Origin of the sequence: Streptomyces sp. MJM8645, assembly GCF_001625365.1 — a bacterium.
Lineage (GTDB): Bacteria > Actinomycetota > Actinomycetes > Streptomycetales > Streptomycetaceae > Kitasatospora.
In genome coordinates, this window is sequence record NZ_LJJF01000001.1 from 4676219 (window position 1) to 4702732 (window position 26514).

Here is a 26514-nt window from a genome sequence, read left to right on the forward strand (position 1 = left end):
ACGGCGGGGAGTAGCCGTCACGAACCCGGGCATCCCCTACAGCAGGGGGTGCCGCCCATGCGCGTGATCCACGAGATGAAGTTCGTCGCCCGCCTGGCCTCGGGTGTCGACGAATGGTCCTGCCCCACCTGCGGACGCCGCGTCACCCTGCGGCGCCTGCCCGATCCCGAACTGACCGTCCTCGACCCGGGAGACGAGTCCGCCGTGCACGTCGGCGTCATCGAACCCGACGCCCGCGCCGCCGCCGCGGCCGCCGAGAAGTACGGCCTCGGCCCGGTCCAGAACATCCCCCGCCCGCCGACCCCGCCCACCCCCGACGCCGCCGACCGCCGCTGGCTCGCCGAGATCGGCATCGACTGGGACGGCGACGCCGCGGCCTGACTCAGGCGCGGGGTGTGTACAGCGGCAGTGCGGAGGTGTCCAGCTCGGCGGGCAGCGGCGCGGGCAGCGGGACGGGCTCGCCGTACTTGCCGTGCAGCACGCCCTGGTACTCGCCGTCGCGGGGGTGGGTGCGGAGCGTCCAGACGCCCTTGCGGGGGTCGACCGCGAGGAGGACCGGCACGCCCGCGACCGCGTACCAGCTGGTTTTGGTCGCGATGTGGCTGACCCGCTCGGAGGTGGAGATGACCTCCACGGCGAGCTCGACGTCGTGCGGGTCGGCCAGCCAGTCGTCGTCGTCCTCCCAGTCGGACGGCAGGACGACCAGGTCGGGTGTCGCGTAGTCCTCGGCGTCGTCGGGCATGTTGATCGAGGAGACCTCGTAGGCGCCGAGACCGGCCGGGAGGCTGCCGTCGAGTTGGCGGGACAGGCGCTTGACCGTCCCCGCGTGCTTGCCGCGAGGAGTGGGGGACATCACCAGGGTTCCTCCGATGATCTGGACGCGGAGGCCGGTGCTCCGCTCGATCTCCTCCGCCACATCCCGCAGTTTGCCGGGCCGCACGGTGATCGCAGTCATCGTGTTCTCCGTTCTCGTCGCTGGGCCGAGTGGCTGGTGTTCGCCGGGTTCAGGCTAGCGCGCCGGGTCGGTCGGCGGCGGGGCTGATCGGATGGGTTCGGGGTCTGGTCGGGAGGTGGTTGTTTGGATATATTCAGCCGAGCTGAATCTGAATGAATCCATCCGCAGGGAGGCCAGGACATGGTGCAGCAGGCGAGTGGGCCGCGTGAGGTCAGGGCGGCGCGGGGGACGGGGCTGACGACGCAGGGGTGGCAGCAGGAGGCGGCCCTGCGGATGCTGATGAACAACCTCGACCCGGAGGTCGCCGAGCACCCGTCGAAGCTGGTGGTGTACGGCGGGACGGGCAAGGCGGCGCGGGACTGGCGCTCGTTCGACGCCATGGTGCGGACGCTGGAGGGGCTGAAGCAGGACGAGACCATGCTGGTCCAGTCCGGGCGGCCGGTCGGCGTCATGCAGACCCACGAGTGGGCGCCGCGGGTGCTGATCGCCAACTCCAACCTGGTCGGCGACTGGGCCAACTGGGAGGAGTTCCGCCGGCTGGAGAGCCTCGGGCTCACCATGTACGGGCAGATGACCGCCGGCTCGTGGATCTACATCGGCACCCAGGGCATCCTGCAGGGCACCTACGAGACCTTCTCGGCCGTCGCCAACAAGCGGTTCAACGGCACGCTGGAAGGCACCATCACCCTCACCGCCGGCCTCGGCGGGATGGGCGGCGCCCAGCCGCTGGCCGTCACCATGAACGGCGGTGTGGCGATCTGCATCGACTGCGACCCGTCCCGGATCGCCCGCCGGATCGAGCACCGCTACCTGGACGTCGAGGCCAAGGACCTCGGGCACGCGCTGGAGCTGGCCACCGCCGCCCGCGACAAGCGGCAGCCGCTGTCCATCGGCGTGCTGGGCAACGCCGCCGAGCTGGTCCCGCAGCTGCTCGCGATGGACGCGCCGATCGACATCGTCACCGACCAGACCAGCGCCCACGACCCGCTCGCCTACCTGCCGGTGGGCGTCGCCTTCGACGACATGGCGGACTACGCGGCGGCCAAGCCCGCCGAGTTCACCCAGCGGGCCCGCGAGTCGATGGCCCGGCACGTCGAGGCGATGGTCGGCTTCCAGGACGCGGGCGCCGAGGTCTTCGACTACGGCAACTCGATCCGCGGCGAGGCCCAACTGGCAGGATACGACCGCGCGTTCGCCTTCCCCGGGTTCGTCCCCGCGTACATCCGGCCGCTGTTCTGCGAGGGCAAGGGCCCGTTCCGCTGGGCGGCGCTGTCCGGCGACCCGCAGGACATCCACAAGACCGACAAGGCCGTCCTCGACCTCTTCCCGGAGAACGAGTCGCTGCACCGCTGGATCAAGATGGCCCAGGAGAAGGTGCACTTCCAGGGCCTGCCCGCACGGATCTGCTGGCTCGGCTACGGCGAGCGCGACAAGGCCGGCGAGCGCTTCAACGACATGGTCGCCTCCGGCGAACTGTCCGCCCCGATCGTGATCGGCCGCGACCACCTCGACTGCGGCTCGGTCGCCTCCCCGTACCGGGAGACGGAGGCGATGCTGGACGGCTCGGACGCGATCGCCGACTGGCCGCTGCTCAACGCCATGGTCAACGTGGCCTCCGGCGCGTCCTGGGTCTCCATCCACCACGGCGGCGGCGTCGGCATCGGCCGCTCGATCCACGCCGGCCAGGTCACCGTCGCCGACGGCACCGCGCTGGCCGGCGAGAAGATCCGCCGGGTGCTCACCAACGACCCGGGCATGGGCGTGATCCGGCACGTGGACGCCGGCTACGACCGGGCCACCGAGGTCGCCGCCGAGCGCGGGGTGCGCGTCCCGATGGGTGAGCTGTGACGTCCTCGTTCGAAGAGATGTGGGCGGAGCTGCTCCCCGTGGGCCGCTCCGCCGCCTCCGGCGGCTACCGCCGCTTCGCCTGGAACTCCGCCGACGCCGAGTGCCGGGCCTGGTTCGAGCAGCAGGCCCGTGACCGCGGCCTCGCCTACGAGCTGGACCGCAACGGCAACCAGTGGGCCTGGCTGGGCGATCCGAACGCGGGCGGGGCGGTCGTCACCGGCTCGCACCTGGACTCCGTCCCGGACGGCGGCGCCTTCGACGGCCCGCTCGGCGTGGTCTCCTCCTTCGCGGCCCTGGACGAACTCCGCGGCCGCGGGGCCGAGTTCACCCGACCGCTGGCGATCACCAACTTCGGTGACGAGGAGGGCGCCCGGTTCGGCGTGGCCTGCATCGGCTCCCGGCTGTCCGCCGGCGTGCTCTCCCGCGAGGCCGCGTACGAGCTGCGCGACGCCGACGGCGTCCGGCTGCCCGACGCGATGGAGCGGGCCGGCTACGACCCGGGCGCGATCGGCGCGGACGACGACCGGCTGGCCCGGATCGGCGCCTTCGTCGAACTGCACGTCGAGCAGGGCCGCCTCCTCGCCGAGGACCGGCCGGTCGGCGTGGCCAGCGCGATCTGGCCGCACGGCCGTTGGCGGTTCGACTTCCACGGCGAGGCCAACCACGCCGGCACCACCCGGATCGAGGACCGCCGCGACCCGATGCTGACGTACGCCAACACCGTGCTCGCGGCCCGCAAGAAGGCCCGGCTGGCGGGCGCGCTGGCCACCTTCGGCAAGGTCGCGGTCGAGCCCAACGGCACCAACGCGATCGCCTCGCTGGTGCGCGGCTGGCTGGACTCCCGGGCCGCCGACGAGGCGACGCTCACCGCGCTGGTCGAGGAGATCGAGCAGGCCGCCGCCGAGCGCGGCGGGCGCGACGGCGTCCGGGTCGAGCTGACCCGCGAGTCCTACACCCCGGTGGTGGACTTCGACGGCCCGCTGCGCGACCGGCTCGCCAAGCTGCTGGACGCCCCGGTGCTGCCCACCGGCGCCGGACACGACGCCGGGATCCTGGCGTCGGCCGTCCCGACCGCCATGCTGTTCGTGCGCAACCCCAGCGGGGTGTCGCACTCCCCGGCCGAGCACGCCGAGGAGGCCGACTGCCTGGCCGGGGTCGCCGCCCTCGCCGACGTACTGGAGGACCTGGCGTGTCGCTGAGCCCATTGACCTCGGGGGCCGAGCCGGTGGCGTACTGGGCGCAGTACGCCTGGCTGCCGCACCCCAACGGGCCGGTGGTCGAGCGGAACGTGCTGATCACCGCCGGCCCCGGCGGCCGGATCACCGCAGTGACCCCGGACAGCGGGCCCTGCCCACCCGGGGCCGTCCGCCTCGACGGGCTGCTGCTGCCCGGCCAGGCGAACGCCCACTCGCACGCCTTCCACCGGGCGCTGCGCGGCCACGTCCAGGTCGGCTCCGGCACCTTCTGGACCTGGCGCGACACCATGTACCGGTTCGCCGGGGCGCTCGACCCGGACCGCTACCTGGCGCTCGCCACCGCCGTCTACGCCGAGATGGCGCTGGCCGGGGTCACCGCCGTCGGCGAGTTCCACTACCTGCACCACGCCCCCGGCGGCGCCCGCTACGACGACCCCAACGCGATGGGCGAGGCGCTGATCGAGGCCGCCGCCCGGGCCGGCATCCGGATCACCCTGCTCGACACCTGTTACCTGTCCGCCGGCTTCGGCGCCGAGCCGACCAGGCCGCAGCAGCGGTTCAGCGACGGCGACGCCGAGGCCTGGGCGGTGCGGGCGGACGCGCTCAAGCCCCGCGAGCACGCCCGGATCGGCGCCGCCGTCCACTCGGTGCGGGCCGTCCCGGCCGAGCAGTTGGGCACCGTCGCGCAGTGGGCGGCGGTGCGCGAGGCGCCGCTGCACGTCCACCTGTCCGAGCAGACCGCCGAGAACGACGCCTGCCTCGCCGCGCACGGCGTCACCCCGACCCGGCTGCTCGCCGACCACGGCGTGCTCGGCCCGCGCACCTCGGCCGTGCACGCCACCCACCTCACCGACGAGGACGTCCGGCTCCTCACCGACACCTCCACCACCATCTGCATGTGCCCCACCACCGAGCGGGACCTCGCGGACGGCATCGGCCCGGCCCGCCGGCTCGCCTCGGCGGGCTGCCCGGTCACCCTGGGCAGCGACAGCCACGCCGTCATCGACCCGTTCGAGGAGGCCCGCGCCCTGGAGCTGAACGAGCGGCTGCGCACCCGCACCCGCGGGCACTGGACGGCCAACCTCCTGCTGCGGGCCGGCACCGAGGACGGGCACGCCTCGCTCGGCTGGCCGGAGGCGGGGCGGGTCGAAGCCGGCGCGCTCGCCGACTTCACCGTGATCGCCCTGGACTCGGTGCGCACCGCGGGCCCGCCGCCCCGCCTCGGCGCCGAGACCGCCGTCTTCGCGGCCTCGGCGGCCGACGTGCGGCACGTGGTGGTCGGCGGCCGGCAGATCGTCCGGGACGGCGTGCACCAGCTCGTCGCGGACGTGCCGGGCGCGCTGCGGGACTCGATCGGCGTGCTGGACCACTGACCTCTTTGTTCAATTCCCTTCGGAAGGCGTTGTCTTGAGCACCAGGACCACCTTGATCACGGGCATCGGCAGCCTGGTCACCAACGACCCCGGGCACGGCACCGGGCCGCTCGGCCTGCTCACCGACGCGGCCGTGGTGATCGACGGCGGAACGGTTGCCTGGGTCGGCCCGGCGGCGCAGGCCCCGGCGGCGGACGAGCGTTTCGAGGCCGGTGGCCGGGCGCTGCTGCCCGGCTTCGTCGACTCGCACGCCCACCTGGTGTTCGCGGGGGATCGTACGGCCGAGTTCAACGCCCGGATGTCCGGGCAGGCGTACTCGGCGGGTGGCATCCGGACGACGGTGGCGGCCACCAGGGCGGCGAGTGACGCCGAACTGGAGGCCAACCTGGCCGGGTTCGTCCGGGAGGCGCTGCGGCAGGGCACCACCACGATCGAGTGCAAGTCCGGCTACGGTCTGACCGTCGCCGACGAGGCGCGGGCGCTGCGGATCGCCGCGCAGCACACCCCGGAGACCACCTACCTGGGCGCGCACGTGGTCGCGCCCGAGTACGCCGAAGACCCGGCCGGGTACGTCGACCTGGTCACCGGCGAGATGCTGGACGCCTGCGCCCCGCACGCCCGCTGGGTGGACGTGTTCTGCGAGCAGGGCGCCTTCGACGGCGACCAGGCGCGGGCCGTTCTGACGGCGGGGATCGAGAAGGGCCTCACACCGCGCGTGCACGCCAACCAGCTCACGTACGGGCCCGGCGTGCAGCTCGCGGTGGAGCTGGGGGCCGCCTCGGCGGACCACTGCACCCACCTGACCGACGAGGATGTCGCGGCACTGGCGGGGTCGGCGACGGTCGCGACGCTGCTGCCGGGGGCGGAGTTCTCGACGCGGGCCGAGTACCCGAGCGGGCGGCGGCTGCTCGACGCGGGGGCCGTGGTGGCGCTCTCCACGGACTGCAACCCGGGCTCCAGCTTCACCAGTTCGATGGCGTTCTGCATCGCGGTCGCGGTCCGGGAGATGGGCATGACGCCGGACGAGGCGGTCTGGGCGGCCACGGCAGGCGGCGCGCACGCCCTGCGGCGCAGTGACGTCGGGACGGTCGCGGTCGGCTCCCGGGCGGACCTGCTGCTGCTGGACGCGCCCTCGCACGTGCATTTGGCGTACCGCCCGGGCGTGCCACTGACGGCGGCGGTCTGGCGAGCGGGCGTCCGGGAGGTCTGAGCGGTGGGTTCTCGTCGCCCCGTCGAGCTGCTGCTCGACGGGGCGACGTGCGGTTCAGGGGGTGGTGGTGAGGTGGTCGAACTCGCCGGCCTTGGCGCCTTGGAGGAAGTTGGCGAACTTCGTGGGTGTGGTGCGGACGATCACCTCGCCCTCGTCGGACTCTCGGAGTTCAACGACCCCATCGGCAGCCCGAACCTCAAGGCATGCGTTGCTGGAGCCGGAGTAGCTGGACTTCTGCCATGCAGGGCTACTCATGATTGCCCTCATATCTCCTTCTCGATGGATCGGATGAAGTCTCGCGAGTCATCTGACCCTCGGTCACAAACGCGGACCCCGCTGGGGCGGATGGCAGTAGTTCGGCTTCATCGGCCCGCCACATCACTGGCTCGGCCTCATCCCGCCAGGCGATGCCGGCCAGCCACGTGGGCTTCGCAATCCCTCGCAGGGCCTCAGCGGAGGGGGTGCCGTCCCAGCCCTGGACGCCGATTCGATCGAGCCCTCGCCGCTCGATGCGTACCCACGTGCCACGCGCCGTGCCGGCTCCCACGGATCGGCGTTTGCGGACCACTGTCGCCCTGTCGAGTTGCGTGCCCAAGGCCGTCTCGACACGTACCAGCACCTCGTCCACCGGTGCCCGGCGCAGATCCGTCATGGGACAACGGTAGTGATGCTCAGCGGAGTTGGGAGTCGCTCCAAACGGGACGCTGTAGGTCAATCATTCGCCAACGGCGTCCCCCCCCCAGGGTGAGGTCTCGCGGTTGCACGTGTGCAGGGAACGCGCGTCCGGTTTGCGGCGCACCGTGCCCGCTGCGGGGCGCCGCTCAGCCCAAGCCCAACGACCGCCGCAAGAACTCCAGTTCATGCAGCAGCAGGTTCTCCACCACCACCTCGTCGGTCGGCCGGTGGCCGGTGGCGCGTAGCGGTAGGACCTCGTGCGGGCGCCCGGCGGCGAGCAGGGCGTGGGAGAGCCGCAGGGTGTGTACGGGGAAGACGTTGTCGTCGGCGAGGCCCTGGATCAGCAGGAGCGGGCGGCTCAGCTCCGGGGCCTCGGCAATCAGGGAGCCGTCGTCGTAGTGCCCCGGGTGCTCGTCGGGGTGGCCGAGGAAGCGCTCCTGCCAGTGGGTGTCGTAGAGCCGCCAGTCGGTGGGGGCGGCCCCGGCGGAGGCGGCGTGGAAGACGTCCGGGCGGCGCAGGACGGCGAGGGCGGCGAGGTAGCCGCCGTAGGACCAGCCGCGGATGCCGACCCGGTCGAGGTCGAGTAGTCCGGGCCGCAGCCGGGCGGCCTCGTGCAGGCCCTCGACCTGGTCCGCCAGGGCGGGGCCGGCCTTGTCGCCGTAGATCGTCTTGTCCCACTGCGGTCCGCGCCCGGGGGTGCCACGGCCGTCGACGACCAGCACCGCGAAGCCCTGGTCGGCGAACCACTGGGAGACCCGGCCCCACCACGCGCCGCTGCTGGTGACCTTGTGCATCCCGGGCCCGCCGTACGGGTCGAGCAGGACGGGCAGTGGGGTGCCGCCGGGGCGGTGGCCGGTGGGCAGGAAGAGCGCGGCGCGCAGCTCGCGGGGGCCGAGGCGGAGCAGTTCGGGGCGTGCGGCGAGGACGGGCGACTGCGCGTACGAGGTCACCGGGTGCGCCGTGCGGTCGCCGCGGTGGACGGTGGTGCGGCCGGCCGGGAAGCCCTCGGAGCGGGTGGTGAGGACGAGGGTGCCGCCGCGCCGGGCGCCCGTGTGGACGCCAGGGCCGCTGCTCAGCCGCCGGATGCCGCGGCCCGGTTCGTACTGCCAGAGGTGGGTCTCGGTGGGGTCCTCCAGGGCGGTGAACAGGATCTGTTCGCCGTCCGTGCCGAGCACCTCCCACAGCTGTAGTCCGGGCGGGGTGACGGGCTCGCCGTCGACGGTGAGGTGCCGGGTGTCGCCGAGGTCGGCGGTGTCGACCAGGGCGCCGCCGGCGGTGCGCGCGGGCAGGCCGGGGAGGAGTTCGACCCAGTGCTCGTCGCGGCGCTCGGCGAGCACCCGGGTGGCGCCGTCGGGCCCGATCGCCAGGGTGCGGACGGTGCGCTGGTCGCGGCTCTGCACGGCGGCGTACGGGCCGTGGGCGTCCCAGCCGGCGGCGGTGAGGTACTCGAACGCGGTGCGGTCCCAGCGGACCTCGGTGCGGGTGCCGTCGAGGCCGAGCAGCAGGAGCGAGACCTCGGCGTTGGCGGTGCCGGCCAGCGGGTAGCGGATCACGCGGGGCGGGCGCTGCGGGTCGGTCGGGTCGGCGAGGTGCACGCGGTGGACGGGGCGCTCGTCGACGCGGGTGACGAGCAGTGCGGTGCCGTCGGGGGACCACCAGTGGCCGCGGGTGCGGTACATCTCCGCGGCGGCGACGTACTCGGCGACGCCGTACGCGACGTCCCCGGCCTCGGGCTGGGCGAGCGCCCGGTCGTCCGTGGTGCCCCTGTCGTCCGGGCCGGCAGAGCTGTCAGAGCCGTCGACGGTGACCACGCGCAGGGCGCCGGCGCCGGTGTAGGCGATCCGCCGGCCGGTCGGGTCGAGCCGCGGGTCGTGGACGTTGGTGGCGGTGGGGACGGCGCGGACGGTGCCGGAGGCGGTGTCGGCGAGCCAGAGAGCGCCGTCGAGCGCGAAGGCGGCGAGCCGGCCGGTGGCGTCGGTGCTGTAACCGGTGATGCCGTCGGTGGAGGGGCCGGCGCCCAGCGCGGCCGGGTCGGCGATCAGCCGTTCCCGGCCGGTGGCGGTGTCGAGCGCCCAGAGGCAGGCGAGCGGGTCGGTGCCGCCGCGGCTGCGCAGGAACAGGACGGCGGCGCCGTCGGCGGTGATGCCCGGGTGGGTGGGGGCGCCCAGAGTGAAGCACCGGGTGCGGGCGAGCTGGCGCGGTAACGGGTCGGTCGTCATGCCGGGCACCATAGGCACGGTCGGAGTGGCGCTGTCGAGCGGAAAACGGCCGGGGCCGCCGCGGATCTCAGGAATCCGCGGCGGCCCCGGCTCGGGCGGGCGTGAGCGTCAGTGGACGTCGCCCATGAGCGTGACGACCCGCTTGCGGTACGTCGCCAGCGCGATGCCGGCGACGATCGCCATGGCGCCCTGGACCGCGAAGTACCAGGTGCTGCCGACCACCTTGTCGCCCAGCACCAGCTGGAAGATGGCGGCCACGCAGTCGCCGGCGGTGACGGCGAGGAACCAGACGCCGACCATCTGGCTGGCGTACTTGGTGGGGGCCAGCTTGGTGGTGACGGACAGGCCGACGGGGGAGAGGGTGAGCTCGCCGACGGTCTGGACCAGGTAGACCATGGCCAGCCACAGCGGGGTGACCTTGGCGTCGCCGGAGGCGGCGCCCATCGCCGCCATCATGACCAGGAAGGACGCGCCGATCATCAGCAGACCGAAGGCGAACTTCATGGTGGTGCTGGGGTTCTTCGACCGGCGGGCCAGGGAGACCCAGAGCCAGGCGAAGACCGGGGCCAGCGCCATGATGTACAGCGGGTTGAGCGACTGGAACCAGCTGGACGGGAAGTTGATCCCGAACAGCGTGGAGGCGGTGTGCTCCTTGGCGAAGACGTTCAGCGTCGAGCCGGACTGGTCGTAGATCATCCAGAACACGGCGGCGGCGACGAAGAACCAGATGTAGCCGCTCATCTTGGACTGCTCGTCCGCGCTGAGGTCCTTGTCGCGCTTCACCTTGGCGAACACGAAGACCGGGATCGCCAGGCCGGCGATGGACAGCGGCCAGACCGCCCAGTCGATGGTGAAGTGGCCGGTGGAGACGACGATGCCGTAGAAGACGACCGCCGCGGCCAGCCAGATGCCGGCCTTGCGGAAGATCTTGCGCTTCTCGTCCGCGCCGATCGGCGAGGTCACGATGTCGCTGGTGGGGCTCAGGTGGCGGGTGCCCAGCAGGAACTGGACCAGGCCGAGTGCCATGCCGATGCCGGCCAGGGCGAAGCCCAGGTGCCAGTCGACCTTCTGGCCGACGGTGCCGACCACCAGCGGGGCGAAGAAGGCCCCGAGGTTGACGCCCATGTAGAAGATCGTGAAGCCGCCGTCGCGGCGCGGGTCGTTCGGGCCGTCGTAGAGGTGGCCGACCATCGTGGAGATGTTGGCCTTGAGCAGGCCCGAGCCCACCGCGATGCAGACCAGACCGGCGAAGAACGCGCCGGTGAACGGCACGGCCAGCAGGAAGTGGCCGGCCATGATGATCGTGCCGCCGATCGCGACCGTCTTGCGGGCGCCGAGGAAGCGGTCGGCGATCCAGCCGCCCGGGAGGGCCAGCAGGTAGACCATGGCCGTGTAGACGCTGTACACGGCGCCGGCGGTCGCCAGCTTCATGCCGAGGCCGCCGTCCGTGACGGAGGCGGTCATGTAGAGCACCAGCAGGGCGCGCATGCCGTAGTAGCTGAAGCGCTCCCACATCTCGCTCAGGAAGAGCGTGGCGAGCCCTCGGGGGTGACCGAGGAAGGTCTTGCCGCTGGGCGAGGCCGGGGTGAGGCCGGCTTCCAGGGTGGTAGACGCCATGAGTAGGGGTTCCTTGCCTGACAGCGTCCGCCAAGGGGGGTGGCGGCGGACGTGGACGGAACCACTCTACGTGGCGATATTTAGCGTTATCAGATGACAAAAGCCACGAATCAGGTATGGGAATGGCAAAGTCCGTGACAGATCTGCCCGATCTATCGATGGTAGACGGGCAAATTTCCCTTCAATTTCAAGATTGAAGGCCGGATTCTTCACCGAACGGGCGGTCTGCGACGGCGTGTTGGGCCTGAAGAGGCCCTTGTGTAACGATCACGCTCTGTGAACTACCTCACAAGGCAGTCCGCCATACCCGGGCGGACTACCATCACCACATGACCTGTGTGCTGCTCGCCGAGGACGATCCGGCGATCTCCGAACCGCTCGCCCGAGCCCTGCGACGTGAGGGCTATGAGGTGCTCGTCCGCGAGGACGGTCCGACCGCACTGGCCGCGGGCCTGACCGAGGAGGTCGACCTCGTCGTCCTCGACCTCGGCCTGCCCGAGATGGACGGCCTGGAGGTCTGCCGCCGCCTGCGCGCCGACGGCAAGAGCTGCCCCGTCCTGGTGCTCACCGCCCGCGCGGACGAGGTGGACACCGTGGTCGGCCTCGACGCCGGTGCCGACGACTACGTGACCAAGCCCTTCCGCCTGGCCGAACTGCTCGCCCGCGTCCGCGCCCTGCTCCGGCGCGGCAACGTCGACCAGCTCACCACCGGCGCGCACGGGGTGAAGATCGACATCGAGTCCCACCGCGCCTGGCTCGGCGAGGAGGAGCTCACCCTCTCCGCCAAGGAGTTCGAGCTGCTGCGCGTCCTCGTCCGGGACGCCGGCCGGGTGGTCACCCGCGAGGAGATCATGCGGCAGGTCTGGGACACCACCTGGTGGACCTCCACCAAGACCCTGGACATGCACATCTCCTGGCTCCGCAAGAAGCTCGGCGACGACGCGGCGAACCCGCGCTACATCGCCACCGTGCGCGGAGTGGGGTTCCGGTTCGAGAAGAATTAGCCCCGTACGGAGATCGCGGCCGGGAGTCGGCCGACGAAGCGGAGCACCTCGGGGAGCGGCAGCGTGAAACGCCGGATGATCAACTCGCTGCTGGGCGTCGTCCTGGTGGTGGTCGTGGTGTTCTGCGTGCCGCTCGCCCTGGTCGAGAAGCGCACCATCGTCAACTCGGCCCAGGACCGGGTGGACGCGGCCGCCGTCCGGGTGCTCGCCCTGGTCGAGAACCGGCTCTCCGCGGGTGAGTCGGTCACCGGCCGGGCCTTCGACAACCAGGTCACCGAGGGCAGCTACGTCGAGGTGCAGATCCCCGGCCAGGACGTCGTCTCCAGCGGCGAACGCCTGGCCGGCGGCCACCTGCTGAAGGCCGTCGAACGCGGCAACAGCGGCGAGGTCGTCACCGTCGAGCAGTCCCGCGCGGACGTCGACCACGAGATCGCCAACATGCTGCTGCTGCTCGGCGTGGTCGCCCTGCTGGCCGTGCAGGCCGCCGTGGCGCTCGCCGTCTGGCAGGCCAAACGGCTCGCCCGGCCGCTCACCGACCTGGCCGAGACCGCCGAACGGCTCGGCTCCGGCGACCCGCGCCCCCGCGACCGCCGCTACGGGGTGCCCGAACTCGACCGGGTCGCCGAGGTGCTGGACACCAGCGCCGAGCGGATCGCCCGGATGCTCACCGCCGAACGCCGGCTCGCCGCCGACGCCTCGCACCAGCTGCGCACCCCGCTCACCGCGCTCTCCATGCGGCTGGAGGAGATCACCGCCCTCGCCGAGGAACCGGAGACCGTCAAGGAGGAGGCGACCATCGCCCTCCAACAGGTCGAACGGCTCACCGACGTCGTCCAGCGGCTGCTCACCACCCAGCGCGACCCGCGCAGCCCCACCGCGGTGGCCTTCGACCTGGACGAGGTGATCAAGCAGCAGGTCGAGGAGTGGGGGCCGTCGCTGCGCGAGACCGGCCGGGTGCTGTCCCTGGAGGGCCTGCACGGGGTCACCGCCGTCGGCACGCCGGGCACCGTCGCCCAGGTGCTGGCCACCCTGATCGAGAACTCGCTGATGCACGGCGCCGGGACGATCACCCTGCGGGTCCGGCCCTCCGGCACCTCGGTGGTGGTCGAGGTGCAGGACCAGGGCGCCGGCGTGCCGCCGGACCTCGGGAACCGGGTGTTCGAGCGCGCCGTCAGCGGCCGCAACTCCACCGGCATCGGCCTGGCCGTCGCCCGTGACCTCGCGGAGGCGGACGGGGGCCGGCTCGAACTGCTCTCGCTGAAGCCCGCGGTGTTCGCGCTCTTCCTCGGCCGCAGCCACGCGGACTGAGCCGGGGCGGGTGCGGCCGGGAGTACGGCCGTCCAGGGCGGACGGCCGGTCGGCTATTCGGCCTTGGCGTAGCGGATCTGCTCGGCGGCCAGCATCAGCTCGGCCTGGGCGGCCAGCTCCTGGCCGCTGGTGCCGCTGGTGCCGCTCGCGTCCTGCGCGACCGGCTCGGGCAGTGCCTTGAACACCCAGGTCCGGTACGAGAAGAAGCGGAACACGGTGGCCACCGCGAGGCCGGCCACCTTGGCGCCCAGCTGCTCGTAGTGCGAGTCGAGGCCGAGCACGTACACCGAGAAGCCGAGCACGCCGGTCTCGATCAGCATGCCGATGCCGCTGTACACGAGGAACAGCGTGATCTCCCGCTTGCGCGAGGCGGCGTCGCGGTCCCGGTACAGCCAGTAGCGGTAGCCCAGGTAGTTGGTGGCGATGGCGATCAGCGTCGCCGCGATGTTGGACCGCAGCGAGGCCAGGCCCAGCCCGTTGAGGCACACCCAGAACACGGCGAAGTTGACCACCACGCCGCTCAGGCCGACCAGGCCGAACTTCACCACTTCGCCTGACAGCCCCCGCAGTTTCTGCGAGAGCGAAGGGCTCGAAGCTGCGGACGTCGCCATACCGGGCTGCCTCCATGTGCCTGCGGGTCGAAGAGCGGATCGCGTGGACGCGTCCACCCCTTGAGCCCTGCGTGCACGCACATGATCGGACTGCGCAGACCAGGACCTAGCCGTCCAGGCTACCCGCTTCCACCGAACGGCTCAGCCCCCAGGGCTCCGGGTTGACTGGGACGCCCAGCCCACCCCAGTGGTTCCACCGCCCCCGACCGGCCCGGATATCCTGGCGGGGTGACTTCCCCGGGCAATGTGAATTTTCCAGTGGTGGGCATGATCGGCGGCGGGCAGTTGGCCCGCATGGCACACCAGGCGGGCATCCCGCTCGGGGTCAGGTTTAAACTCCTCGCCGACACGCCCCAGGACTCCGCCGCACAGGTGGTCTCCGACGTCGTCCTCGGCGACTACCGCGACCTCGACACGCTGCGCCGCTTCGCGGCTGGCTGCGACGTGATCACCTTCGACCACGAGCACGTCCCCACCGAGCACCTGCGGGCCCTGGAAGCCGACGGCATCGCCGTCCGGCCCGGCCCGGACGCGCTGGTCAACGCCCAGGACAAGGGCGTCATGCGGGCGAAGCTCGACTCCATCGGCGTGCCCTGCCCCCGCCACCGGATCGTCGCCGACCCGGCCGACGTCACCGCGTTCGCGAACGAGGGCTCCGGCTACCCGGTCGTGCTGAAGACCGTCCGCGGCGGCTACGACGGCAAGGGCGTCTGGGTCGTCGACGGCGAGGAGGACGCGCAGGCGCCGTTCCTGGCCGGCGTCCCGGTGCTCGCCGAGGAGAAGGTCGACTTCGTCCGCGAACTCGCCGCCAACGTCGTCCGCTCGCCCAGCGGCCAGGCCGTCGCCTACCCGGTGGTGGAGAGCGTCCAGGAGAACGGCGTCTGCGCCGAGGTCACCGCCCCCGCGCCGGACCTCGACCCGGCCCTCTCCGACGAGGCCCAGCAGCTGGCCCTGCGCATCGCCGGCGACCTCGGCATCACCGGCCACCTCGCCGTCGAACTGTTCCAGACCAGGGACGGCCGGATCCTCGTCAACGAACTCGCCATGCGCCCCCACAACTCCGGGCACTGGACCCAGGACGGCGCCGTCACCTCGCAGTTCGAGAACCACCTGCGGGCCGTCCTCGACCTCCCGCTCGGCGACCCCCGGCCGCGCGCCAAGTGGACCGTCATGGTCAACGTCCTCGGCGGCGACTACCCGGACATGTACCACGCCTTCCTGCACTGCATGGCCCGCGACCCCGGCCTGCGGATCCACATGTACGGGAAGGACGTGAAGCCCGGCCGCAAGGTCGGCCACGTCAACGTCTTCGGGGACGACCTCGACGACGTCCGCGAGCGCGCCCGCCACGCGGCCGCCTACCTGCGAGGAACGATCACCGAATGACCTCCTCCCCTTCGAGCCCGCTCGTCGGCATCGTCATGGGCTCGGACTCCGACTGGCCCGTCATGGAGGCCGCCGCCCAGGCCCTCGACGAGTTCGAGATCCCCTACGAGGTCGACGTCGTCTCGGCGCACCGGATGCCCCGCGAGATGGTCGCGTACGGCGAGAACGCCCACCGGCGCGGCCTCAAGGCGATCATCGCCGGCGCCGGCGGCGCCGCCCACCTGCCGGGCATGCTCGCCTCCGTCACCCCGCTGCCCGTCATCGGCGTGCCGGTGCCGCTGCGCTACCTGGACGGCATGGACAGCCTGCTGTCCATCGTCCAGATGCCGGCCGGCGTCCCGGTCGCGACCGTCTCGGTGGCCGGCGCGCGCAACGCCGGCCTGCTCGCCGTGCGGATGCTGGCCGCGTTCGACCCCGAACTGACCGAGCGGATGACCGACTTCCAGGCCGAACTGAACAACCAGGCCACCGAGAAGGGCAAGAAGCTCCGCGCCAAGGTGGCCGGATCCTCCTCCTTCGGCTTCGGCAAGTAACCCCGGCGGCGGGTGGGGTAGAACAGCCGGTATGACTACCGAGCTGGACTCCCCCACCCCGCTGGACCGCGCCCGGGCCCTGCTGCGCACCGCCCCCGTGGTCGACGGCCACAACGACCTCCCGTGGGCGATGCGCGAGCAGGCCGGGTACGACCTCGGCGCGGTCGACCTCGCCGCCGACCAGAGCGACCGTCTGCACACCGACCTCGCCCGCCTCGCGGAGGGCGGGGTCGGCGCGCAGTTCTGGTCCGTCTACGTGCCGACCCGGCTGGCCGGCGACCACGCGGTGAGCGCCACCCTGGAACAGATCGACTTCGTCCACGCCCTGGTCGAGCGCTACCCCGACCGGCTCCGGCTCGCCCGCACCGCCGACGACATGGAAGCCGCCCGCGCCGAAGGCCGGATCGCCTCCCTGATGGGCGCCGAGGGCGGCCACTCCATCGACTGCTCGCTCGCCACCCTGCGGGCTCTCCACGAGCTCGGCGTGCGCTACCTGACGCTCACCCACAACGACAACGTGCCGTGGGCCGACTCCGCCACCGACAAGCCGGTGGCCGGCGGGCTGACCCGCTTCGGCGAGGAGGTCGTCCGGGAGATGAACCGGCTCGGCATGCTCGTCGACCTCTCGCACGTCTCCGCCGACACCATGCGCGACGCCCTGCGGGTCACCGAGGCCCCGGTCGTCTTCTCGCACTCCTCCGCCCGCGCCGTCTGCGACCACCCGCGCAACATCCCGGACGACGTGCTCGCCCAGCTGCCCGCCAACGGCGGCGTGGCGATGGCCACCTTCGTGCCCAAGTTCATCCTGCCCGCCGCCATCGAGTGGACCCTCGCCGCCGACGAGAACATGCGCGCCCACGGCTTCCACCCGCTCGACACCACCCCGCCCGCGATGGAGCGCCAGCGCGCCTTCGAGGCCGCCAACCCGCGCCCGATCGCCACCCCGGCCACCGTCGCCGACCACCTCGACCACCTGCGCGAGGTCGCCGGCATCGACCACATCGGCATCGGCGGCGACTTCGACGGCACCGCGTTCCTGCCCGACGGCCTGGGCTCGGTGGCCGGCTACCCCAACCTGATCGCCGAACTCCTGCGCCGGAACTGGTCCGAGGCCGACCTCGCCAAGCTCACCTGGCACAACGCCGTCCGCGTCCTGCGCGACGCCGAGTCCGTCGCCGCCGGGCTGCGGGCCGGCCGCCGCCCGTCCATCGCCACCATCGCGCAGCTGGACGGCGTGAAGGGCTGAGATCGGACGGCGCGAAGGGCTGAGGTCAGCCCAGCCGCGGGATCTCGACGGCCGGGCACCTGTCCATCACCATGGCGAGCCCGGCCGTCCTGGTCCGCGCGTACGCGGCCTCGTCGACCACACCCAGCTGGAACCAGACGGCCTTCGCCCCGGCCGCCACCGCCTGGTCGGCCACCTCCCCGGCCAGCGCGCTGTTCACGAACACGTCCACCACGTCGACCGGGAACGGGATCTCGGCGAGCGAGGCGTAGCCGGGCTCGCCGAGGACGGTCTCGGCCTTCGGGTGCACCGGCACGACGCGCTTGCCGTACCGCTGGAGCACCCCGGCCACCCCGTACGCGGCCCGGGCGGTGTTGTCGGACAGGCCCACCACCGCCCAGGTGTCGCCGGTGCCGGTGAGGATCTCGCGAACCGTCGCGTCGTCGCCGTAGCTCGTCATGCCGGTGCCAACGACGACCACGGGCGCCGGATTCCCGCAGGCGTCAGCTGGGGCGGCCGAGGGCGCGGTACGTCCAGCCGGCGGCGCGCCAGGCGTCGGCGTCCAGGACGTTGCGGCCGTCGAGGAGGCGGCGTTCGGCGACCACGGCACCGAGGACGGCCGGGTCCAGCTCGCGGAACTCGGCCCACTCGGTGAGGTGCAGGACGACGTGGGCGCCCTCGGCGGCCTCCATGGCCGAGTCGGCGTAGGCGAGCGAGGGGAACATCTTGCGGGCGTTGTCGACGGCCTTCGGGTCGTAGACGGTGACCTGGGCGCCCTGGAGCTGGATCTGGGCGGCGACGTTGAGCGCGGGGGAGTCCCGGATGTCGTCCGAGTTGGGCTTGAACGCGGCGCCGAGGACGGCCACCCGGCGGCCCAGGAAGCCGCCGCCGCACTGCTCGCGGGCCAGCTCCACCATCCGGGAGCGGCGGCGCATGTTGATCGAGTCGACCTCGCGCAGGAAGGTCAGCGCCTGGTCGGCGCCGAGTTCGCCGGCCCGGGCCATGAACGCCCGGATGTCCTTGGGCAGGCAGCCGCCGCCGAAGCCCAGACCGGAGTTGAGGAACTTGCGGCCGATCCGCTCGTCGTGCCCGAGCGCGGTGGAGAGCAGCGTGACGTCGGCGCCGGCCGCCTCGCAGACCTCGGCCATCGCGTTGATGAAGGAGATCTTGGTGGCCAGGAAGGAGTTGGCGGCGGCCTTCACCAGCTCGGCGGTCGCGTAGTCGGTGACCAGGAACGGCACCCCGGCCGCGATCGGCTCGGCGTACACCTCGCGCAGCAGCCGCTCGGCGCGCTCGCTGTGGGCGCCGACGACGATCCGGTCCGGGCGCAGGGTGTCCTGGACGGCGAAGCCCTCGCGCAGGAACTCCGGGTTCCAGGCGAGTTCGGCGCCCGCGCCGACGGGTGCCAGCGCGGCCAGCCGCTCGGCGAGCCGGCTCGCCGAGCCGACCGGCACGGTGGACTTGCCGACCACCAGGACCGGGCGGGTCAGGTACGGGGCGAGGCCGTCGATCGCGGCGTCGACGTACGACATGTCGGCGGCGAACTCGCCCTTGCGCTGCGGGGTGTTGACGCAGACGAAGTGCACGTCGCCGAACTCCGCGGCCTCCTGGACGGAGCTGGTGAAGCGCAGCCGGCCGGTCGAACCCTCGTGCCCGGCGACGTGCTTGAGTAGCAGCTCGGACAGCCCCGGCTCGTACATCGGGACGCGGCCGGCGGTCAGCGTGGCGATCTTGTCGGGGTCGATGTCCAGGCCCAGCACCTCGAAGCCGAACTCGGCCATCGCGGCCGCGTGCGTGGCACCGAGGTAGCCGGTGCCGATCACGGAGATGCGGAGGGTCACGGGTTCCCCTTTGTGCGGACTCGACCTGTACGGGTGCCTCTGATGCTATCCGCCCCGACGGATCCGGCCTCGATCGCCCGTACGCCGGGGACGCTAGGCAGCCGCAGGTCGGAGCCCTAGGATCTCTACTGAACGGTAGTTAACACCGGATCGACTTCGATCACTGGACGAGGCGGGCATCATGGCGGGCAGCGCAGGGGCGGCTGACTTCGATCTCTTCCGTATCTCCGAGGAGCACGAGATGCTCCGTGAGGCGGTGCGTTCGCTGGCCGAGGCGAAGATCGCTCCGTTCGCGGCGGAGGTGGATGAGCTGGGGCGGTTCCCGCAGGAGGCGTTGGACGCGTTGCGGGGCAGTGATCTGCATGCGGTGCACGTGCCGGAGGAGTTCGGTGGTGCGGGGGCGGATGCGCTGGCGACGGTGATCGTGATCGAGGAGGTGGCGCGGGTGTGTGCGTCGTCCTCGTTGATTCCGGCGGTGAACAAGCTGGGGTCGTTGCCGGTGCAGTTGTCGGGTTCGCCGGAGTTGAAGGCGAAGTACCTGGGGGCGTTGGCGCGGGGTGAGGGGATGTTCTCGTACTGCCTGTCGGAGCCGGAGGCGGGTTCGGACGCGGCGGGGATGCGGACCCGGGCGGTGCGGGACGGGGACTTCTGGGTGCTGAACGGTGTGAAGCGCTGGATCACGAACGCGGGCGTCTCCGAGTTCTACACGGTGATGGCGGTGACGGATCCGGAGCTGCGGTCGAAGGGGATCTCGGCGTTCGTGGTGGAGAAGGGCGATGAGGGGGTGTCGTTCGGTGCGCCGGAGAGGAAGTTGGGGATCAAGGGTTCGCCGACGCGTGAGGTGTACTTCGACAATGTGCGGATTCCTGCGGACCGGATGATCGGTGCGGAGGGGACGGGTTTCGCGACGGCGATGCGGACGTTGGACCACACGCGGGTGACGATCGCGGCGCAGGCGGTGGGGATCGCGCAGGGGGCGTTGGACTACGCGAAGGGGTATGTGAAGGAGCGGCGGCAGTTCGGGAAGGCGATCGCGGAGTTCCAGGGTGTGCAGTTCATGCTGGCGGACATGGCGATGAAGCTGGAGGCGGCGCGGCAGTTGACGTATGCGGCGGCGGCGAAGTCGCAGCGTGGGGACGGGGATCTGACGTTCTTCGGGGCGGCGGCGAAGTGCTACGCGTCGGATGCGGCGATGGAGATCACGACGGATGCGGTGCAGTTGCTGGGCGGGTACGGGTACACGCGGGACTATCCGGTGGAGCGGATGATGCGGGACGCGAAGATCACCCAGATCTACGAGGGGACCAACCAGGTCCAGCGCATCGTCATGGCCCGCAACCTGCCGTAGCCGGACGGCGCCTCGGCCCCGACCGCGCCTCGGCCTCGACCGCGCTTCGGCCCCGACCGCGCCTCGGCCTCGAAAAGCGGGCGACGGCGGGCGGCCCCGCTTCGTAGGCTGCCCGCCATGTCCTCCGCACTGAGCCTGGCCCGGATCACCCCCGACACCATCGACGCCGCCCTCGCCCTGAAGGTGCGCCCCGACCAGGAGGCCCTGGTCGCGCCGGTGGCGACGTCGCTGGCCGAGGCGTACGCCCACGGGGACACCGCCTGGCCCCGGCTGATCATGGACGGGGAACGGCCGGTCGGCTTCGTGATGGCGTTCTTCGACATCAGGTTCAACCCCGAGCAGCCGGACGACCGCCCCCGCTCCGGCCTCTGGCGCCTGCTCGTCGACGCCGAGCAGCAGCGCGGCGGCTACGGCCGCTTCGCCGTCGAGCAGGTCTGTGCCGAGATCCGCCGCCGGGGCGGCACCCGCGCCACCGTCACGTACGTCCCCGGCCCGGAGGGCCCCGCCGCCTTCTACACCGGCCTGGGCTTCCGCCCGACCGGCGAGACGAGCGGCGACCAGGCGGTGGCGGAGCGGGAGTTGGAGCCGGCCACGTCCTAGAGTCGGCGGTGACGAGTAGGGTGCCGGACCATGACCGAGCCGGACTTCCTCACCACGACCAGGGCGTTCTACGACGCCATCGCCGTCGACTACGCCGACCGTTTTCGCGACGAACTGGCCGGTGAACCGCTGTCCCGGGCGGTGCTCGCGGCCTTCGCCGATCTGGTCCGCGCCGAGTCGGCCCGCACCGGGCGTGCGGACGGCCCGGTGGCCGAACTTGGCTGCGGCCCCGGCCGGGTGACGCACCACCTGCACGGCCTCGGCCTCGACGTCCGCGGCATCGACCTGTCGCCGAGGATGGTCGAGCTGGCCCGCGCGACGTACCCCGGGCTGGACTTCGCCGAGGGTTCGCTGTTCGACCTCCCGCTGCGCGACGGCGAGTTGACCGGCGCGGTCGCCTGGTACTCGATCATCCACACCCCGGCGGAGCGCCTGCCGGAGGTGTTCGCCGAGTTCGCGCGGGTGCTCGCCCCGGGCGGCCACCTGCTGCTCGCCTTCCAGGTCGGTGACGAGCCGCTGCGGATCGACCAGCCCTTCGGCCACCCGGTGACGCTGGACTTCCGCCGCCAGCAACCCGACCGGATCGCGGAGTTGGTCCGCGCGGCCGGCTTGCGGCTCACCTCCCGCACGCTCCGCGAGCCGGAGGAGGGCGTGCAGCCGACCCCGCAGGCCTACCTGCTGGCCCGCAAGCCGGCCTGAGCCGCCCGAGTCGTCTGGGGCGGCGGTGACAGCGGCATGACAGTGGTGCCGGTGGGGTGTGAGAGGTCTGACAGCGGGTGCCCCGAGCCTTGGTGACTGCGCGTCAGTCCACCGAAACGGGAGGCCTTGCCCCATGCCCCGACCCCGCCTCACCTCCGCCTTCAGAACCGGTGCCGCCGCGGTCGCCGGGCTGCTGCTGGCCGGTCTCGCCCCGGCCGCCCCGGCCGCCTCGGCGGCGGCGGCCCCGGTGCCCCGGCTGGACTGGCGGTCCTGCGTACCGGACTTCGACTGCGCCCGCGCCACGGTGCCGATGGACTACCGCGACCCGGCCGGGCGCACCGTCGAGCTGGCCGTCATCCGGCATCCCGCGACCGACCCGGCGCACCGGATCGGCTCGCTGTTCTTCAACCCCGGCGGCCCGGGCGTGCCCGGCACCCAGGCGCTGCCCGCCGTGTACGGGATGCTCCCGGCGCAGGTGCGGGAGCGGTTCGACCTGGTCGGCTTCGACCCGCGCGGCGTCGGCGACTCCACCCTGCCGCAGTGCTTCCCGGACGCGGCGGCCGAGCAGGGCCTGCTCGCCGGGCTGCCGGCCGGCTACCCGGTCGGCGCCGCCCAGGAGTCGGCCTGGGCGACGACGTACGCGCGCTTCGGCCGCCAGTGCGCCGACAACGAGCGGACCGGCCTGCTCGCCCACCTGTCCACCGCCGACACGGCCCGTGACCTGGACCTGCTGCGCGCCGCCGTAGGCGACCGCCGGCTGAGCTACCTCGGCACCTCGTACGGCAGCTACCTGGGCGCCACCTACGCCAACCTCTTCCCGACCCGGGTGCGCGCGATGGTGCTGGACAGCGCCCCCGACCCGGTCGCCTGGTCCACCGGGCGCTCGCCGCAGCAGCGCGCCCTGCCGCCGTTCCTGCGCACCGGCAGCGACCTCGCCGGCGCCCGCACCCTCGACGCCTTCCTCGACCAGTGCGCCGACGCCGGCCCCACCGCCTGCGCCTTCGCGGCGGCGGACCGGGACGCCACCCGCGCCAAGTTCGCCGAACTGCTCGACCGGCTCGGCCGGACGCCGGTGACGCTCGGCACCCCTCCGGCGGCGGTCACCTTCGACCAGGCCTCCACCGCCTCCACCGTCCTGCCGATGCTCTACGCCGCCACCCCGGTGCCGAACGCCCCCGGCACCGGCTGGCCGGCGCTGGGCGGACTGCTGCAGCAGCTGTGGACCGCCGCCCCGGACGCCTCGGCGCCGCTGCCGACCGGCGGCCAGCCCAAGCAGGCGCAGACCCTCGGGGCGCTCTGCGCCGACACCGTCAACCCGCCCGCCTCCGGTGCCGACCCGGCCGCCGACACCACCTACCCGGCGCTGTCCGCCCTCGCCCGGGCCCGTGCGGGCGCCACCGGCCCGTACCTGGTCTGGCAGAACCAGCGCTGCGCCGCCTGGCCGGCCGAGGCCGCCCGGGACCGCTACACCGGCCCGTGGAACCGGCCGACCTCCGCGCCGATCCTGGTCGTGGCCCTCACCGGCGACCCGGCCTGGCCCTACGAAGGCTCCCGCGCGCTGGCCGACACCCTCGCCCGCGGCCGCCTGCTGACCGTCCGCGGCTACGGCCACACGGCGCTGGGCAACCCGAGCGCCTGCGCCTGGGACCGCGAGCAGCGGTACCTGGTCAGCGGTGAGCTCCCGCCACCCGGCACGGTCTGCGAGCCGGACCACCAGGCGTTCTAGCCCTGCCCGGCGGCCCTGGTCGTGCGCGTGCGCGGAATCCGTGCACGCGCACGCACCTCGGTACGATGAACGTCATGAACCGTGCCGACCTCTCCCTGGGCCCGCTGTCCGAGCGGGACCACGCCTTCTACGGCCTGGTCTGGGCCGGCACCACCCTCGCCGCCCAGGTGGACCGCGAGCTCACCCGGGTGCACGGGCTGTCGCTGTCCTGGTTCGAGGTGATGCTCTGGCTCAACGGGCAGCAGGAACCGGTCGCCGCCTCCGACCTGGGCGCGAAGACGATGCTCAGCCGCAGCCAGGTCTCCCGGGTGGTCGACGCCCTGGCCGCACGCGGCCTGGTGGCCCGCACGCCCTCCGCCTCCGACGCCCGGTCGGTGCGGATCGAACTGACCGGGCAGGGCCGCGCCGCCTTCGCCGAGGCCGACGCCACCCGGCGGGCCGTCCTCGCGCCGGTCTTCACCGACCGGCTCGACGAGGGCGACATCGCGGCCCTGGAGGCGGTCTGGCGCAAGCTGAAGGCCTGAGCCCCGGGCCCCGGGCCGCTACACCGGGTCGGCTACACCGGGTCGGCCTCCGCCGCCCCGGCCCGCGGCCGGCCGGAGGCGGTCGCGATCACCTCGTCCAGCACGTCGCGGGAGCGGAGCAGGTCGGTGACCATCCGGTCGATCCGGTCCCGTTCGGAGGCCAGCTCCTCGACCAGCAGCGGGGTGGCGATTTCGTTCGGGCCGCCGTCGGAGTCGCGCATGCAGGGGAGGATCTTGTAGATCGTGCGGCTGTGCAGCCCGGCCGCGAACAGCTCCTGGATCAGCACGACCCGGTCCACCGCCGGCTCCGGGTACTCCCGGTGCCCGCCGTCGGTCCGCCGGGCGGCCAGCAGGCCCTGCTGCTCGTAGTAGCGCAGCGAGCGCTCGCTCACGCCCGTCCGCCGGGCCAGTTCACCGATCCGCATGCCGCCCACCCCGTCGCCGTGACCGCTTGAACCTGACGCCGATGTTAGCTTCCACGGCCCTCGCACCGGCCGGATAACACGGGACCGCCACCCGGCGCCGTGCCGGGGGTGACGCGCGTCGGCCGACGGGTCGTGCCATGATCCCTGCATGGCTTCCAACGTTTTCTTCGACATCGAGATCGACGGCGTTCCGTCGGGCCGCATCGTCTTCAAGCTGTACGACGACGTCGTCCCCAAGACCGCCCGCAACTTCCGCGAGCTCGCGACCGGCCAGAACGGCTTCGGCTACGAGGGCTCCGGCTTCCACCGCGTGATCCCGCAGTTCATGCTGCAGGGCGGTGACTTCACCAACCACAACGGCACCGGCGGCAAGAGCATCTACGGCGAGAAGTTCGCCGACGAGAACTTCCAGGCCAAGCACACCCGCCCGGGCCTGCTGTCGATGGCCAACGCCGGCCGCAACACCAACGGCTCGCAGTTCTTCATCACCACCATCGTCACCGACTGGCTGGACGGCAAGCACGTCGTCTTCGGCGAGGTCGTCGAGGGCATGGACGTCGTGACGGCGGTCGAGAAGCTCGGCTCGCAGAGCGGCCGCACCTCGGCGAAGGTCACCATCGCCAAGTCCGGCATCGTCGAGTAGTCACCGGTTCATCAGTTCGAAACCGCACACCGCCCCGGCCGCGGAAGTCTGATCAGTCGACTTCCCACCCCGGGGCGGTGGCAGTTTTCGGTACGGTTCCGGGCTTGAGGCGGGCGGGACGGCGGTCAGCCTCGGAGCGGTATCGGATTCTCTGGGCTGTCGAGCCACACCGTGTGACTACCGGGTGTGACGGTGAGGCCGAAGCGGTCGAAGCCGGGTCGATCGTGGCGGCACCACCAGTGCCAGGCTGCCTCCACCTCGTCCCAGAGGCTCCGGGGGCCCGACTGCACCACCTCGTAGTCGTGCCGGCCAGGCTCCCAGTCGACGGTGGCCCACGACGTGATGGCCGTGTCGTGCAGCCACAACGTGTACGTGCCATCGGCGTACCGCTCAACCAGCGGGAACACCCCGGGCACCTGCACCCCAACGGCGAACATGGCCAGCCAACTGCCAACGTCGTCCGGGGAGACACCTGTAGTCGACTCGGTCCCGTCCGCCGGCCATGGCCCGGACAGGTACTCCAGGCTGTTCGGCCGGGAGGCGCGCTGCCGACGCAGCCGCATGAAGGCGGACGACCCGACGAACCGGCCGTGCGCCGTGCCGTCGGCGCTGACCTTGAGCCGTACCACGGCTTCCCCGCCGTACTCCGGTCCCCACGGGGCGACGATCACCCCGCCAGGTCGGACCTGGTTCACCCAGGCGTGCGGTACCCGGCCGACGGAGCAGGTGGCGATGACCCGGTCGTACGGAGCGCCCGTGGCATATCCCTCGACCCCGTCGCCGACGACGGACGTCGGGTAGTACTCGGCTCGCGAGAGACGACACCGCGCGTCGCCGGCGCTGGTCTTGTCCACCTCCACCGTGACGACGTTGTCCGAACCGAGCCGGTGAGACAGGAGTGCTGCATTCCACCCAGTTCCGGTGCCGACCTCCAACACTCGGTTTCCGTCCTCCACCTCCAGGGCGGCGAGCATGGAGAACACCATGGTGGGCATGGAGTTGGATGACGTCGGCATGACACCCCGGTCGGCTCCGGTGTGGTCGCCGTCGTCCCACTGCGTCGTCAGCGGAACGTCCGAGTAGACGGCGTTCCACCACTTCGCAGGGTCGGCGAACCGGTGCACGGCCTCACCCTGGCGCACGCCGTCTGCCCGGCCCGGCCAAACGACGTCCGGCACGAACCAATGGCGGGGAACGTCGTTGTAGGGCGCCAACCAGTCCGAAGTGAGGGACCCGTTCGCGATGAGCGCGGAGGCCAGCCGGGTCCGACCGGCCTTCGCTTCGTGCTTCTCGATCACTGGTTGGCGACCCTACGCCGGGCCTCGGCCGTCGGACGTGTTTCCGCCCTCGTCGCTGCCGCCGCCACCGTGCTTGTTGCCGCTGCTGCTGTCGTCCTGCTGGCCGCCGCCCTTTCCGTCTCCCTGGCCGCCGCTGTGCTTCCCGTTGTCGCCGAACGTGGGCATGTGCTTCCCCGATCGTGTTGTCGGTCAGGAAGAATGGGGTTCCCTCTTCCTGTCATGCGCGTTGCGGGCCCGTTCCGGCTGTTGC

At 72.2% G+C, this 26514-nt stretch carries 26 protein-coding genes and 1 pseudogene; 16 read left to right on the forward strand and 11 right to left on the reverse strand.

Annotated elements, in window-relative coordinates; genetic code table 11:
* Nucleotides 1-57: 57 nt before the first annotated feature.
* Nucleotides 58-381 (forward strand): hypothetical protein, encoded by a 324-nt coding sequence (locus tag A6F73_RS20200; protein WP_063349091.1) that lies wholly within the window; start codon nucleotides 58-60, stop codon nucleotides 379-381.
* Between the two features lies 1 nt (nucleotide 382).
* On the opposite strand, the gene A6F73_RS20205 is transcribed toward A6F73_RS20200, so the two are convergent.
* A complete protein-coding gene (locus A6F73_RS20205) occupies nucleotides 383-955 on the reverse strand; it encodes a Uma2 family endonuclease (RefSeq protein WP_063349092.1) in 573 nt (190 codons plus the stop codon).
* Between the two features lie 180 nt (nucleotides 956-1135).
* Here A6F73_RS20205 and hutU point away from each other — a divergent pair, with 180 nt between their 5' ends.
* Genes hutU through hutI form a run of 4 tightly spaced genes read left to right on the forward strand, consistent with a single transcriptional unit; the run spans nucleotide 1136 to nucleotide 6582 of the window.
* Nucleotides 1136-2803, forward strand: a complete 1668-nt coding sequence (gene hutU / locus A6F73_RS20210; RefSeq protein WP_063349093.1) for a urocanate hydratase — start codon at nucleotides 1136-1138, stop codon at nucleotides 2801-2803.
* Nucleotides 2804-2820: 17 nt separating this feature from the next.
* A complete protein-coding gene (locus tag A6F73_RS20215) occupies nucleotides 2821-4002 on the forward strand; it encodes an allantoate amidohydrolase (RefSeq protein WP_079136304.1) in 1182 nt (393 codons plus the stop codon).
* Nucleotides 3993-5372, forward strand: coding sequence for a formimidoylglutamate deiminase (locus A6F73_RS20220; protein WP_279634920.1), 1380 nt, complete (start codon nucleotides 3993-3995; stop codon nucleotides 5370-5372). Before A6F73_RS20215 ends, A6F73_RS20220 begins: the two co-directional genes overlap by 10 nt.
* 34 nt (nucleotides 5373-5406) lie before the next feature.
* Nucleotides 5407-6582, forward strand: a complete 1176-nt coding sequence (hutI, locus tag A6F73_RS20225) for an imidazolonepropionase (protein WP_063349095.1) — start codon at nucleotides 5407-5409, stop codon at nucleotides 6580-6582.
* Between the two features lie 54 nt (nucleotides 6583-6636).
* On the opposite strand, the gene A6F73_RS20230 is transcribed toward hutI, so the two are convergent.
* The 4 genes and pseudogenes from A6F73_RS20230 to A6F73_RS20240 form a co-directional block, all read right to left on the reverse strand.
* A complete protein-coding gene (locus tag A6F73_RS20230) occupies nucleotides 6637-6837 on the reverse strand; it encodes a DUF397 domain-containing protein (protein WP_063351351.1) in 201 nt (66 codons plus the stop codon).
* Between the two features lie 58 nt (nucleotides 6838-6895).
* A pseudogene (locus tag A6F73_RS39455) lies at nucleotides 6896-7234 on the reverse strand (hypothetical protein); the annotation flags it as partial.
* Nucleotides 7235-7403: 169 nt separating this feature from the next.
* Nucleotides 7404-9476 (reverse strand): prolyl oligopeptidase family serine peptidase, encoded by a 2073-nt coding sequence (locus A6F73_RS20235; RefSeq protein WP_079135837.1) that lies wholly within the window; start codon nucleotides 9474-9476, stop codon nucleotides 7404-7406.
* A 108-nt stretch (nucleotides 9477-9584) separates the two neighbouring features.
* Complete coding sequence (locus tag A6F73_RS20240; RefSeq protein ID WP_063349097.1) at nucleotides 9585-11093, reverse strand: oligopeptide:H+ symporter; 1509 nt, start codon at nucleotides 11091-11093, stop codon at nucleotides 9585-9587.
* Nucleotides 11094-11422: 329 nt separating this feature from the next.
* Here A6F73_RS20240 and A6F73_RS20245 point away from each other — a divergent pair, with 329 nt between their 5' ends.
* Both A6F73_RS20245 and A6F73_RS20250 read left to right on the forward strand, forming a co-directional pair.
* On the forward strand, nucleotides 11423-12097 hold the full coding sequence (locus A6F73_RS20245) for a response regulator transcription factor (protein WP_030290974.1): 675 nt from the start codon (nucleotides 11423-11425) through the stop codon (nucleotides 12095-12097).
* 63 nt (nucleotides 12098-12160) lie between these two features.
* Nucleotides 12161-13405, forward strand: a complete 1245-nt coding sequence (locus tag A6F73_RS20250) for an ATP-binding protein (protein ID WP_063349098.1) — start codon at nucleotides 12161-12163, stop codon at nucleotides 13403-13405.
* Nucleotides 13406-13458: 53 nt separating this feature from the next.
* Here the strand turns inward: A6F73_RS20250 and A6F73_RS20255 are convergent, their stop codons facing one another.
* Nucleotides 13459-14016 (reverse strand): GtrA family protein, encoded by a 558-nt coding sequence (locus tag A6F73_RS20255; RefSeq protein ID WP_063349099.1) that lies wholly within the window; start codon nucleotides 14014-14016, stop codon nucleotides 13459-13461.
* 246 nt (nucleotides 14017-14262) lie between these two features.
* Between A6F73_RS20255 and A6F73_RS20260 the strand changes: the two genes are divergently transcribed.
* Genes A6F73_RS20260 through A6F73_RS20270 form a run of 3 tightly spaced genes read left to right on the forward strand, consistent with a single transcriptional unit; the run spans nucleotide 14263 to nucleotide 17181 of the window.
* Nucleotides 14263-15402: a 5-(carboxyamino)imidazole ribonucleotide synthase gene (locus A6F73_RS20260; protein ID WP_063349100.1), complete on the forward strand. Its 1140-nt coding sequence runs from the start codon at nucleotides 14263-14265 to the stop codon at nucleotides 15400-15402.
* Entirely contained in the window at nucleotides 15399-15935 is a 537-nt protein-coding gene (gene purE / locus A6F73_RS20265) for a 5-(carboxyamino)imidazole ribonucleotide mutase (RefSeq protein WP_063349101.1), read from the forward strand. Before A6F73_RS20260 ends, purE begins: the two co-directional genes overlap by 4 nt.
* 31 nt (nucleotides 15936-15966) lie before the next feature.
* Nucleotides 15967-17181, forward strand: a complete 1215-nt coding sequence (locus A6F73_RS20270) for a dipeptidase (protein WP_063349102.1) — start codon at nucleotides 15967-15969, stop codon at nucleotides 17179-17181.
* A gap of 25 nt (nucleotides 17182-17206) precedes the next feature.
* On the opposite strand, the gene A6F73_RS20275 is transcribed toward A6F73_RS20270, so the two are convergent.
* Together A6F73_RS20275 and A6F73_RS20280 are read right to left on the reverse strand one after the other, a co-directional pair.
* Nucleotides 17207-17620, reverse strand: coding sequence for a CoA-binding protein (locus A6F73_RS20275; RefSeq protein WP_063351352.1), 414 nt, complete (start codon nucleotides 17618-17620; stop codon nucleotides 17207-17209).
* Between the two features lie 43 nt (nucleotides 17621-17663).
* The gene (locus A6F73_RS20280) at nucleotides 17664-19001 is read right to left on the reverse strand and encodes a UDP-glucose/GDP-mannose dehydrogenase family protein (protein WP_063349103.1); all 1338 of its coding nucleotides are present in this window, start codon (nucleotides 18999-19001) and stop codon (nucleotides 17664-17666) included.
* Between the two features lie 181 nt (nucleotides 19002-19182).
* Here A6F73_RS20280 and A6F73_RS20285 point away from each other — a divergent pair, with 181 nt between their 5' ends.
* The 5 genes from A6F73_RS20285 (at nucleotide 19183) to A6F73_RS20305 (ending at nucleotide 23898) form a co-directional block, all read left to right on the forward strand.
* Complete coding sequence (locus A6F73_RS20285; RefSeq protein WP_063349104.1) at nucleotides 19183-20349, forward strand: acyl-CoA dehydrogenase family protein; 1167 nt, start codon at nucleotides 19183-19185, stop codon at nucleotides 20347-20349.
* A gap of 117 nt (nucleotides 20350-20466) precedes the next feature.
* Nucleotides 20467-20949, forward strand: a complete 483-nt coding sequence (locus tag A6F73_RS20290; protein WP_063349105.1) for a GNAT family N-acetyltransferase — start codon at nucleotides 20467-20469, stop codon at nucleotides 20947-20949.
* 30 nt (nucleotides 20950-20979) lie between these two features.
* On the forward strand, nucleotides 20980-21648 hold the full coding sequence (locus A6F73_RS20295; protein ID WP_063349106.1) for a class I SAM-dependent methyltransferase: 669 nt from the start codon (nucleotides 20980-20982) through the stop codon (nucleotides 21646-21648).
* Nucleotides 21649-21781: 133 nt separating this feature from the next.
* A complete protein-coding gene (locus A6F73_RS20300; RefSeq protein WP_063349107.1) occupies nucleotides 21782-23374 on the forward strand; it encodes an alpha/beta hydrolase in 1593 nt (530 codons plus the stop codon).
* Nucleotides 23375-23448: 74 nt separating this feature from the next.
* Nucleotides 23449-23898, forward strand: coding sequence for a MarR family transcriptional regulator (locus A6F73_RS20305; protein WP_063349108.1), 450 nt, complete (start codon nucleotides 23449-23451; stop codon nucleotides 23896-23898).
* Nucleotides 23899-23930: 32 nt separating this feature from the next.
* On the opposite strand, the gene A6F73_RS20310 is transcribed toward A6F73_RS20305, so the two are convergent.
* On the reverse strand, nucleotides 23931-24323 hold the full coding sequence (locus A6F73_RS20310) for a MerR family transcriptional regulator (protein WP_063349109.1): 393 nt from the start codon (nucleotides 24321-24323) through the stop codon (nucleotides 23931-23933).
* Between the two features lie 148 nt (nucleotides 24324-24471).
* Between A6F73_RS20310 and A6F73_RS20315 the strand changes: the two genes are divergently transcribed.
* A complete protein-coding gene (locus A6F73_RS20315) occupies nucleotides 24472-24966 on the forward strand; it encodes a peptidylprolyl isomerase (protein WP_063349110.1) in 495 nt (164 codons plus the stop codon).
* A gap of 125 nt (nucleotides 24967-25091) precedes the next feature.
* On the opposite strand, the gene A6F73_RS20320 is transcribed toward A6F73_RS20315, so the two are convergent.
* Nucleotides 25092-26264 carry a protein-L-isoaspartate(D-aspartate) O-methyltransferase gene (locus A6F73_RS20320; RefSeq protein ID WP_167745868.1) on the reverse strand — a complete coding sequence of 391 codons (1173 nt, stop codon included), beginning with the start codon at nucleotides 26262-26264 and terminating at the stop codon, nucleotides 25092-25094.
* 12 nt (nucleotides 26265-26276) lie between these two features.
* Nucleotides 26277-26429, reverse strand: coding sequence for a hypothetical protein (locus tag A6F73_RS42235; RefSeq protein WP_167745869.1), 153 nt, complete (start codon nucleotides 26427-26429; stop codon nucleotides 26277-26279).
* Between the last annotated feature and the right edge of the window lie 85 nt (nucleotides 26430-26514).

What these genes read in the sequence shown, in the direction of transcription:
- A6F73_RS20285 (WP_063349104.1), top strand. Translation starts at nt 19,183, where the DNA reads ATGGCGGGCAGCGCAGGGGCGGCTGACTTCGATCTCTTCCGTATCTCC.
- A6F73_RS20290 (WP_063349105.1), top strand. Translation starts at nt 20,467, where the DNA reads ATGTCCTCCGCACTGAGCCTGGCCCGGATCACCCCCGACACCATCGAC.
- A6F73_RS42235 (WP_167745869.1), bottom strand. Translation starts at nt 26,429, where the DNA reads ATGCCCACGTTCGGCGACAACGGGAAGCACAGCGGCGGCCAGGGAGAC.
- A6F73_RS20205 (WP_063349092.1), bottom strand. Translation starts at nt 955, where the DNA reads ATGACTGCGATCACCGTGCGGCCCGGCAAACTGCGGGATGTGGCGGAG.
- hutU (WP_063349093.1), top strand. Translation starts at nt 1,136, where the DNA reads ATGGTGCAGCAGGCGAGTGGGCCGCGTGAGGTCAGGGCGGCGCGGGGG.
- A6F73_RS20245 (WP_030290974.1), top strand. Translation starts at nt 11,423, where the DNA reads ATGACCTGTGTGCTGCTCGCCGAGGACGATCCGGCGATCTCCGAACCG.
- A6F73_RS20200 (WP_063349091.1), top strand. Translation starts at nt 58, where the DNA reads ATGCGCGTGATCCACGAGATGAAGTTCGTCGCCCGCCTGGCCTCGGGT.
- A6F73_RS20235 (WP_079135837.1), bottom strand. Translation starts at nt 9,476, where the DNA reads ATGACGACCGACCCGTTACCGCGCCAGCTCGCCCGCACCCGGTGCTTC.
- A6F73_RS20305 (WP_063349108.1), top strand. Translation starts at nt 23,449, where the DNA reads ATGAACCGTGCCGACCTCTCCCTGGGCCCGCTGTCCGAGCGGGACCAC.
- purE (WP_063349101.1), top strand. Translation starts at nt 15,399, where the DNA reads ATGACCTCCTCCCCTTCGAGCCCGCTCGTCGGCATCGTCATGGGCTCG.
- A6F73_RS20270 (WP_063349102.1), top strand. Translation starts at nt 15,967, where the DNA reads ATGACTACCGAGCTGGACTCCCCCACCCCGCTGGACCGCGCCCGGGCC.
- A6F73_RS20310 (WP_063349109.1), bottom strand. Translation starts at nt 24,323, where the DNA reads ATGCGGATCGGTGAACTGGCCCGGCGGACGGGCGTGAGCGAGCGCTCG.
- A6F73_RS20315 (WP_063349110.1), top strand. Translation starts at nt 24,472, where the DNA reads ATGGCTTCCAACGTTTTCTTCGACATCGAGATCGACGGCGTTCCGTCG.
- A6F73_RS20275 (WP_063351352.1), bottom strand. Translation starts at nt 17,620, where the DNA reads ATGACGAGCTACGGCGACGACGCGACGGTTCGCGAGATCCTCACCGGC.
- A6F73_RS20215 (WP_079136304.1), top strand. Translation starts at nt 2,821, where the DNA reads ATGTGGGCGGAGCTGCTCCCCGTGGGCCGCTCCGCCGCCTCCGGCGGC.
- A6F73_RS20300 (WP_063349107.1), top strand. Translation starts at nt 21,782, where the DNA reads ATGCCCCGACCCCGCCTCACCTCCGCCTTCAGAACCGGTGCCGCCGCG.
- A6F73_RS20295 (WP_063349106.1), top strand. Translation starts at nt 20,980, where the DNA reads ATGACCGAGCCGGACTTCCTCACCACGACCAGGGCGTTCTACGACGCC.
- A6F73_RS20255 (WP_063349099.1), bottom strand. Translation starts at nt 14,016, where the DNA reads ATGGCGACGTCCGCAGCTTCGAGCCCTTCGCTCTCGCAGAAACTGCGG.
- A6F73_RS20230 (WP_063351351.1), bottom strand. Translation starts at nt 6,837, where the DNA reads ATGAGTAGCCCTGCATGGCAGAAGTCCAGCTACTCCGGCTCCAGCAAC.
- A6F73_RS20240 (WP_063349097.1), bottom strand. Translation starts at nt 11,093, where the DNA reads ATGGCGTCTACCACCCTGGAAGCCGGCCTCACCCCGGCCTCGCCCAGC.